This is a genomic window from Bacteroidales bacterium (assembly GCA_018334875.1).
Classification (GTDB): Bacteria; Bacteroidota; Bacteroidia; order Bacteroidales; family UBA12077; genus JAGXLC01.
The window spans coordinates 1-3,029 of record JAGXLC010000471.1 but is presented as its reverse complement, the minus strand read 5'-3'; the positions used below and the strand labels follow the sequence as shown (position 1 = coordinate 3,029).

The following is a 3,029-nucleotide window of genomic DNA, read 5'->3' as shown; positions in this document are numbered from 1 at the left end:
GTTCCAGGTCGGCAATGGGATCGGCAGCTCTATTATTATTTTTTGACACATTCAGCCTCTCTTTTTCCTTTTCATAAGGGGGTAACCCTACTTTACCCCCAATCGTTTACTGTATGGCCTCTCAATTCATTACAGGATGATCTATGGAATATTCTCTGCCATATTTATGGCCCTGCTTAAAGGCTGTCAGGAAATGATATTTAATCATATCCAACTCTCCCGGGCCGATTTCCGGATCTGCCCTTACGATTATTCCTTCCACGTATGACCAATGTTGGCGAGCCAGCTCTTCCGCCTCCTCCTCTGGCGGGGCCGGCTGATCATATTTTTCACAGGCACACTTATTACAGAGAACTTCGCCAGGCCCTCTGTACCCTTCACCGCCACATCTTTCCCCACATATATCACAAAATTCTTCTTCCATCTCTAATTCCTCCGACATGCACGGAACATCATTTTCCCTGACCTGTTTACTCATAATGTATTGGCTACATTTATGCTTTTTCCTGCAAAATTCACATTCATATGACAGCCCGACATATTTTTCCGGGACTCCAAAATTGCAAACTGGTCGCTCATTCATTTCAATCATTTTTTAATTTCCCCACAATTCATGCCATTGTTGAATGGCAAGTTCAATGGCCTCAGCCTCTGATATTTTCAGTTGCCTGGCTATTTGTTTAATAATTTTTTTGGTTTCTTCTGAAAGTGCTATCTGCATTGTTGCTCCTTTCTATGTTATTAATTTTATTGGCTATATCAAAACGGCAGATCGCTGTTGTCATCAACTTGGCCGCCCTGCTGCTGGTCCGGCTCCGGCGTCTTCGCTTCCAGCACATCGGCCAAATATCGCAAATGCCTTGCCGCAGTTTCCCGGTCCCCAAGCGTGACTTTAAGCGGTATTGCCTTATCCCGCGGCTTTCGATCCCGGTCCTGCGGAAAAACCCACTGCGGATATGTCTTACCGTCCTTGCCTTCGCGTGCCGAAACCACGCTGATCTGCTCATTGTATTCATCGAGCCGGATCACGTCATTGAACTTATTCCCCATCTGGATTGATATTATTTCTGACATTGTTCTTCCTCGATTAATGCGGGTTCCTGTTTTTCGGGATTCTCGTCGCCGATCCCGGATATAAGTTTCTGCAGCCGCTGCGGTGCGGTCAACTTCTGCACCTGCTCCACGTTTTCCGGGTTCGCGGCATAGCTCTGATACGCCTCAATGAACTCTTTGCGCCACCACTTGATTTCGTCTTCAAGCACGCTTGAGGCCCAATTTTTCCATTTCCAGCGGGTTGACATTAGATGATTTGTAACCGGGTCTTCAAATATCGGCTCACTGGTGGCCCCGTTTCTGCGGAGGGTTTCGAATACGATATCGGCCTGGGCCTGGGCATTATCTTTTTTGGAACCGTTTATTGCTTCCAGAAATTCCGCAAACGTAGGCATTTTCGATATGGTACGGGTTTTTAAAATTCGCATTGCTGCCGCCTTGATCTGGTCCATCGTAATACCTTCAAACTCGAAACCTCTGGCCCATATTTTTGCTGTTTGATCATCTACAGAATCGCCAAAGTTCCCGGCCAGGCCATAAAGAATTTCAGCTAATTCTTTTCGTTCCTCTTTGTTCATGTGTCGCCTCCGTTCTCGATAAAATTAGATAATGCACGGGCGGTTTCTCTTCGTTTTTGGCTGAGACCGCCGCCCTTATTTATATAAAGTCCATTCATAATCTTCTGAAAATTTTTAGGTTTTACAATCCAGTCAAGACTTGCCTGCCATTCTTTTACACGCCCCATTAAAAAATCTGACGTGCGGATATATTCACAAAAAAACCAATGCCACCATTCCGGTGACTGCCTGGCGGGATCTTCTCGCCACCTGGCTTTCAGATTCCCCCGACTTGCATCACCCCATACCTGGACAGCTGGCAGTTCTGGCAATTCTTTATGATATATTTCGATTATTTTTTTATGAGGACATTCCGAAAGGGTGGTTGCAGTCTCCGAATCTTGATTCGGTGACGAGTCCCCGCTAGGGGACTTATTCTTTTCATTCTTTTCATTCTTGTCATTCTTGTTCTTAGTGTGACCCTTTTGTTTCCTCCGTGTTTCCTCCGTTTGTTCTCCGGCGTTGCTTCCATAATTTTTGGGGTCTTGGTAATAGTTATAATTTAAAATAGTTACATAAACTCCATGTGTTGCTTTCGCCGTTTCCACCATGTTTCTTTCGCGTAACTTCCGTAAAGATTTCGTGAGTTGTGGTTTTGAATATTTCATTTTCCGGTATCCTGAATACCAATGCAGAGCCTCTTGAATATCCCCCAAGTTGAAAAACCCCATACCCCGCTTGTATTTACCGTTGTCAGTGTGGTTGACTCGGCGTAGCAGATAAAACCAAAGCTCCCGGACCACCGGAGGTTCGTGCATAATCTCAGATTCATCAACCTTCCGGGGTTGAAGTATATATCCTCCTGTAATTGACATATTTTTCAGTTACTTCTTCGTCGCCGAATAAATCAAATGCAGCGGCACGGTAATAATCAGCCCCACCACACCAAACAAAATCGCCAGCAGATGCAGCACGCAAAAAATAAAGTGTCCCATGATTATCTCCTTAAAATAGAAAATCCGGCAAATTACTGGATGCACCCTGACGACAAAGGGTGCTGGCGGCACCCGAAAGGGAACGGATGCACCCAGCAAAAAACCGGATTATTGTTAAAAACAATATGTTTTGTGTCGTCATTTTGTCCCCTTTTCGTTTGACCATCTCCACCAGGCGCCACTCTGGTTTCGTAGATGGTGCAAATATTGAATCATATTTTGGTTGCCGTGTCAAGAGATGGTACCTTAAAAGTGCAAATATCACTACAGCCACATTCACAATGTTTGCAAGAAAATTCCTCCGCTGGATGGCATGTTTCCAGCCGCTCTTTTTCAGTGCAGGGACAATATCCTACACACTCCATTTGATCCTCTACTGTTTCCGCTGTGCATATAAAATATGCAGGGATCTTTACTAAGCCTC

6 protein-coding genes are annotated in these 3,029 nt (G+C 45.0%); all 6 read right to left on the bottom strand.

Annotation, left to right across the window (positions count from 1 at the left end):
* Positions 1-121 precede the first annotated feature (121 nt).
* The 6 genes from KGY70_20020 to KGY70_19995 all read right to left on the bottom strand — a co-directional run bounded on the left by KGY70_20020 (position 122) and on the right by KGY70_19995 (position 2,704).
* The gene (locus KGY70_20020; protein ID MBS3777493.1) at positions 122-478 is read right to left on the bottom strand and encodes a hypothetical protein; all 357 of its coding nucleotides are present in this window, start codon (positions 476-478) and stop codon (positions 122-124) included.
* A 117-nt stretch (positions 479-595) separates the two neighbouring features.
* Positions 596-721 carry a ribbon-helix-helix protein, CopG family gene (locus tag KGY70_20015; GenBank protein ID MBS3777492.1) on the bottom strand — a complete coding sequence of 42 codons (126 nt, stop codon included), beginning with the start codon at positions 719-721 and terminating at the stop codon, positions 596-598.
* Between the two features lie 38 nt (positions 722-759).
* Entirely contained in the window at positions 760-1,074 is a 315-nt protein-coding gene (locus KGY70_20010; protein MBS3777491.1) for a hypothetical protein, read from the bottom strand.
* Positions 1,062-1,631, bottom strand: a complete 570-nt coding sequence (locus tag KGY70_20005) for a hypothetical protein (GenBank protein ID MBS3777490.1) — start codon at positions 1,629-1,631, stop codon at positions 1,062-1,064. The genes KGY70_20010 and KGY70_20005 overlap by 13 nt, the downstream gene beginning before the upstream one ends.
* A complete protein-coding gene (locus tag KGY70_20000; GenBank protein MBS3777489.1) occupies positions 1,628-2,278 on the bottom strand; it encodes a hypothetical protein in 651 nt (216 codons plus the stop codon). Before KGY70_20000 ends, KGY70_20005 begins: the two co-directional genes overlap by 4 nt.
* Positions 2,279-2,494: 216 nt before the next feature.
* Positions 2,495-2,704, bottom strand: coding sequence for a hypothetical protein (locus KGY70_19995; protein ID MBS3777488.1), 210 nt, complete (start codon positions 2,702-2,704; stop codon positions 2,495-2,497).
* Positions 2,705-3,029 lie beyond the last annotated feature (325 nt).